Raw genomic sequence first — 4,967 nt, forward strand, 5'->3', positions numbered from 1 at the left:
GCTGAAGTGCTGGCCAGCGTCGGCCCTGCCGTGACCGTGCAGGTCTACGACGCCATGCCGTCGGTGGGCCGCAAGTTTTTGCTGGCCGGTCGGGGCGGTCTGAACCTGACCCATTCCGAACCCCCCGAGGTTTTTTTGCGACGCTACGGCCCGCACAGCGCGCCGCTGCAGCAGCTGATCAGCGCCTTCGGCCCGACCGAACTGCGCGCCTGGGCCGCATCGCTGGGCGTGGAAACCTTTGTCGGCAGCTCTGGCCTGGTGTTTCCCACCGACATGAAGGCGGCGCCGCTGCTGCGCGCCTGGCTGCACCGGTTGCGCCAGTCGGGCGTTCAGTTTTTCATGCGGCACCGCTGGCTGGGCTGGAACGAGGCAGGTGCGCTGAAATTTGACACGCCTGCCGGACCGGTGCAGGTGGAGGTGGACGCCGTGGTGCTGGCGCTGGGCGGCGGCAGCTGGGCGCGCCTGGGCTCTGACGGCGCCTGGGTGCCGCTGCTGGCCGAACGCGGCGTGGCGGTGGCGCCGCTGCAGCCGTCCAACTGCGGTTTTGACGTGGCCGCGCGGCCCGACAGCCCGGCCCAGGTGGCCGCCGCCGTGGCCGAGCCCGGCGAGACGCGCCGCGAGTTCCTGATGGAGCTGCTGGGCAAAAGCCCGCTGCCGCAGGTCGGCTGGACCGAGCACTTTGCCAGCCGCTTTGCGGGCCAGCCCTTCAAGTCGGTCGCCCTTCATTTCACCGATTCGCAGGGGCGCAGCTTCAGCCGCAGGGGCGAGTTCGTGGCCACCGCCACCGGCGTCGAGGGCAGCTTGATCTATGCTGCTTCCGGCTTGCTGCGCGACGAGATCGCGGCCCACGGCAGCGCCACCTTTTTGCTGGACCTGCTGCCCGACAAGTCGCCCGAGCAGGTGCTGGTGGAAGTGCGCCACCCGCGCGGCTCGCGCTCGCTGTCGAGTCACCTCAAGAGCCGGCTGAACCTGGACGGCATCAAGGCCGCGATACTGTACGAGCTGCTGGACAAGGACGCGATTGCCGATCCGGTGAAGCTGGCCGCCGGCATCAAGGCCTTGCCGGTGCGCCTGCTGGCCGCCCGGCCGATCGACGAAGCCATCAGCAGCGCGGGCGGCGTGATGTTTGAGGCGCTGGACGCGCACCTGCGCCTGAACCTGCCCGGACAGCCGGTGTTTTGTGCCGGTGAAATGCTCGATTGGGAAGCCCCCACCGGCGGCTACCTGCTGACGGCCTGCCTGGCCACCGGCCGCGCGGCCGGGCACGGCGTGATCAGTCATTTTGACCTCCAGCCCAATGACAACGGGCAAGAGACGCTATGAAAACAGTAATAACCGAAGCAGTGACCAGGAGCCAGCCATGATCGTGCGCTTTCACATTGACCCGATCGAGCAAGGGCTCTACGAATACCGTGTCAGCTACGAGGGCGAGGCGCTTTATGGCGACGCGGGGCTGTCCAGCATGGAGGAATGCATCGTGGCCGCCACCGAGGGCCTGGGCAGTGACGCGGTGGCCGCGGAAGTGGCCTACAAGAACGTGATCAGCGGAACCTATGCGCTGGCCTCGCTGGCGCTGATGTCGGCGCAGATTGCCGACCACGCGCTGCAGACCACCATGGCCATTGAAGAAGTTTCCCTGTAGGCGCCAGCCGGCGCTGAGTGGCGATATTTTCTTGCGGGCAGCGTATATTCGGAACTATCTATATAGACTCGGCGTATTGCCGACACGGGGAATTCATAAATGGTCAAGCGCGCAAATCAGAAGACCACAGATGCGGTGGTTGAGCCCGATCAGGTCTTTGAGCTGGCAGCCGAGGTCTTTCGCGTCATGTCGGCGCCCATGCGCCTGAAGATCATCAGCAGCCTGTGCAACCGCGAAAAAAACGTGAGCGAGCTGCTGAGCGAAATCAAAACCACGCAGCCCAATATGTCGCAGCATCTGAACACGCTCTACCAAGCCGGCGTTCTGGGCAAGCGACGCGAGGGGGTGCAGATTCACTACCGCATCATTGACGACCGAGTGGCCAGCCTGTGCCGCGCCGTTTGCACGCAAATCGCGATTGAGGGCGAGTTCACCGACCAGTAAACAACTGGGCATCCGGGTTGCTTCGGGTTTCTACGGTAACGGCGGCGTGCTATGCATCCATAGTATTCAAGAAATTAAATATAAGGAATTTCTCATGAAACGCTTGGCCTTTTTATCCGCCGGTTTGCTTGCCGTGTCTTTGGCATGGGGTGAAGTCAAGGTGGTCTACCATCTCAGCGACGGAATTGCGCAGGCTTCGCGGGCTATTGGCAACATCCGCAACCATCTGGCGGCAGATCCGACAGCCAAGATCGTGGTGGTGACGCACGGTGCCGGCATCGACTTCCTGCTCGATGGCGCAACCGACCCGAAAGGCCAGTCGTTTGTCGGTGGCATTGGCGAGCTGGCCGGCCGTGGCGTTGAATTCCTGGTTTGCAACAACACCCTGGTCAGCCGTAACCTTGCCAAGGACAAGGTTGCCATGGAGGCAAAGATTGTCCCGTCCGGCGTGGCCGAAGTGGCCAAGCTGCAGGCCAATGAAAAGTATGTGTATTTGCGCCCTTGAGGCTGTGCGGCTGGGTCGGCGTGCTTTTGTTAAAAATAACGAAGGGAGACAACGCAATGAACTGGAATCCTTGGTTGCTGGCCGGTGTGCTGGCCATTTTTTCCGGCGGGGCTTATGCGCAGGCAATGGATCCGCTGCGAGTGCGCAGCATGGCAGCGACGTGCGCCACCTGCCACGGCACGCAGGGCGTGGCGCAGGCAGGCAATGAGTCGCTTGCAGGTGCCAACAAGGACGAGCTGCTGAAAAAAATGCTGGACTTCAAGACCGGCAAAAAACCGGCCACCATCATGCACCAGCTCTCCAAGGGCTACTCGGACGAGCAGCTCGCGGCCCTGGCCGCGTACTTTTCAGCCCTGAAAAAATAACAAAGGCACGATCATGATCAAACGTCGTCAATTTGTACAAGGCGTCGGTGCGGCGGGCTCGTTCGGTGCCATCGGCATGCTGCCGGGCTGTGCCAGCACAGGGCGCGGCAGCGGCCTGAGGGTGGTGGTGGTCGGCGGAGGCTACGGCGGTGCCACGGCGGCCAAATATGTGCGCATGTGGTCCGACTACGGCATTGATGTCACGCTGGTGGAGCCCAACAGCACCTTCATCTCTTGCCCCATCTCCAACCTGGTCATTGGTGGCTCCAAAACCATGGCCGACATCACCACGCCCTATGACAACCTGGTCAAACGCCACGGCGTGCGGCTGGTTCAGGACATGGTCACCCGCATCGACCCCGACAAACGCGTGGTGATGCTGGCCAAGGGCGGCGAGTTGCCCTACGACCGGCTGATCGTCTCGCCCGGCGTGGACTTCATGTGGGAGAACCTGCCCGGCATGGGCAAAGAAGGCGCCAGGGACAAGGTTTTGCACAGCTGGAAGGCAGGGGCCCAGACGCTGGCCCTGCGCCAGCAGCTTCAAGCCATGCCCGATGGCGGCGTCTTTGCCATGACGATTCCGCTGGCACCATACCGCTGCCCGCCCGGCCCGTACGAGCGCGCCTGCCAGGTCGCCAGCTATTTCAGCAAGGCCAAGCCCAAGAGCAAGGTCTTGATCCTGGATGCCAATGACGACGTGACTTCCAAGGGGCCGCTGTTCAAGAAGGCCTGGGCCGACCGCTACGCCGGCATGGTCGAATACCGCGGCAAACACAAGCTGGCTGACGTGGATGCCGCCACCAACACGCTCAAGTTTGAGTTCAACGACGACGTCAAGGCGGCGGTGCTGAACGTCATTCCAGACATGCGTGCCGGCGACATTGCCGTCAAAACCGGCATGGCCACGGCCAACAAGCGCTGGTGCGACGTCGACTTCCTGACCTTCGAGTCCAAGGCGGTCAAAAACGTCCATGTGCTTGGCGATTCGATCCAGATTGCGCCCGCCATGCCCAAGTCCGGCCACATGGCCAACCAGCATGGCAAGACCTGCGCGGCGGCGGTGGTGGCGCTGCTGACTGGCAAGCAGCCCAACCCCATGCCGGTCTATACCAATACCTGCTACAGCTTTGTCAGCGATGAGGACGTGGTGCATGTGGCCAGCGTGCACCGCTACGACGCCGAGAAAATGACCATGCTGCCAGTGCCCGGCGCCGGCGGCGTGTCCAGCGCAGCCAACGAACTCGAAGGGCGCTACGCCATGGCGTGGGCCCGCAACATCTGGGCCGATACGCTGGCTTGATAGCGGGGATTTTTGCAGGCGCCGCTGACCGCGAGGTGGGCGGCGTTTTGCATGGCGCTGCAATAGGGCCAACGTGCTGGCGGGTCGATTCAATGCGGGGTAAATGAATGAAAACAGCGAACAGATGGTATGCCGTAATAGCCGTGATGGTTGCTGCCGGCGGCGCCTGGGCGCAAGCCGATGAGGCGCGCGCCCAGAAAATCGTGTCCGGGGTGTGTTTTCTATGCCATGGCGCCCAGGGCGAGTCGGGCAGCGAGGTGTTTCCCCGACTGGCGGGCCAGCATTGGCAGTACATCGCCAAGCAGCTTGAGAACTTCAAGTCCGGCCAGCGCAAAAGCACGGCCATGGCGGACATGGCGGCCAAGCTGACGCCTGATGAAATGGTGGCGCTGGGCAAGTATTTTGAAAAGCAGAAGGTCACGCCCGAGCCGCCCAAGGACGCGGCGCTGGCGGCCATGGGCCAGTACATCTACCTGAACGGCAACAAACACAGCGGGGTGCCTGCCTGCGCCAGCTGCCATGGCGAGGCCGCGCTGGGCACAGTCAGCCTGCCGCGCCTGGCTGGCCAGTTTGCCAGCTACACGGAAGGCCAGCTCAAGCAGTTCAACCAGCGCGAACGCACTAACGACAACGCGGTCATGCATTCGATCGCCAGCAAGATGACGCCGCAGGAAATGGCGGCGGTGGCCGAATACCTCAGCGGCAAGTAAA

General features: G+C 62.9%; 7 protein-coding genes. All 7 read left to right on the top strand.

Annotated features, from left to right (window positions below; all coding sequences use genetic code 11):
* Positions 1–1,323 (top strand): TIGR03862 family flavoprotein (locus IV091_RS13010; RefSeq protein ID WP_293469385.1); only part of this gene is annotated, 1,323 nt, incomplete at its 5' end.
* Positions 1,324–1,360: 37 nt separating this feature from the next.
* A complete protein-coding gene (locus IV091_RS13015; RefSeq protein ID WP_293469387.1) occupies positions 1,361–1,642 on the top strand; it encodes a hypothetical protein in 282 nt (93 codons plus the stop codon).
* A 99-nt stretch (positions 1,643–1,741) separates the two neighbouring features.
* Positions 1,742–2,086: a metalloregulator ArsR/SmtB family transcription factor gene (locus IV091_RS13020; protein WP_293469389.1), complete on the top strand. Its 345-nt coding sequence runs from the start codon at positions 1,742–1,744 to the stop codon at positions 2,084–2,086.
* Between the two features lie 94 nt (positions 2,087–2,180).
* Entirely contained in the window at positions 2,181–2,591 is a 411-nt protein-coding gene (locus IV091_RS13025) for a DsrE family protein (RefSeq protein ID WP_293469391.1), read from the top strand.
* 56 nt (positions 2,592–2,647) lie between these two features.
* Positions 2,648–2,956: a c-type cytochrome gene (locus IV091_RS13030; RefSeq protein WP_293469393.1), complete on the top strand. Its 309-nt coding sequence runs from the start codon at positions 2,648–2,650 to the stop codon at positions 2,954–2,956.
* A 16-nt stretch (positions 2,957–2,972) separates the two neighbouring features.
* A complete protein-coding gene (locus IV091_RS13035; protein ID WP_293469444.1) occupies positions 2,973–4,256 on the top strand; it encodes an NAD(P)/FAD-dependent oxidoreductase in 1,284 nt (427 codons plus the stop codon).
* A 107-nt stretch (positions 4,257–4,363) separates the two neighbouring features.
* Positions 4,364–4,966: a c-type cytochrome gene (locus IV091_RS13040; RefSeq protein ID WP_293469395.1), complete on the top strand. Its 603-nt coding sequence runs from the start codon at positions 4,364–4,366 to the stop codon at positions 4,964–4,966.
* Position 4,967: the final 1 nt, after the last annotated feature.

It is taken from the genome of Polaromonas sp. (genome assembly GCF_018780625.1).
Classification (GTDB): Bacteria; Pseudomonadota; Gammaproteobacteria; order Burkholderiales; family Burkholderiaceae_C; genus Polaromonas.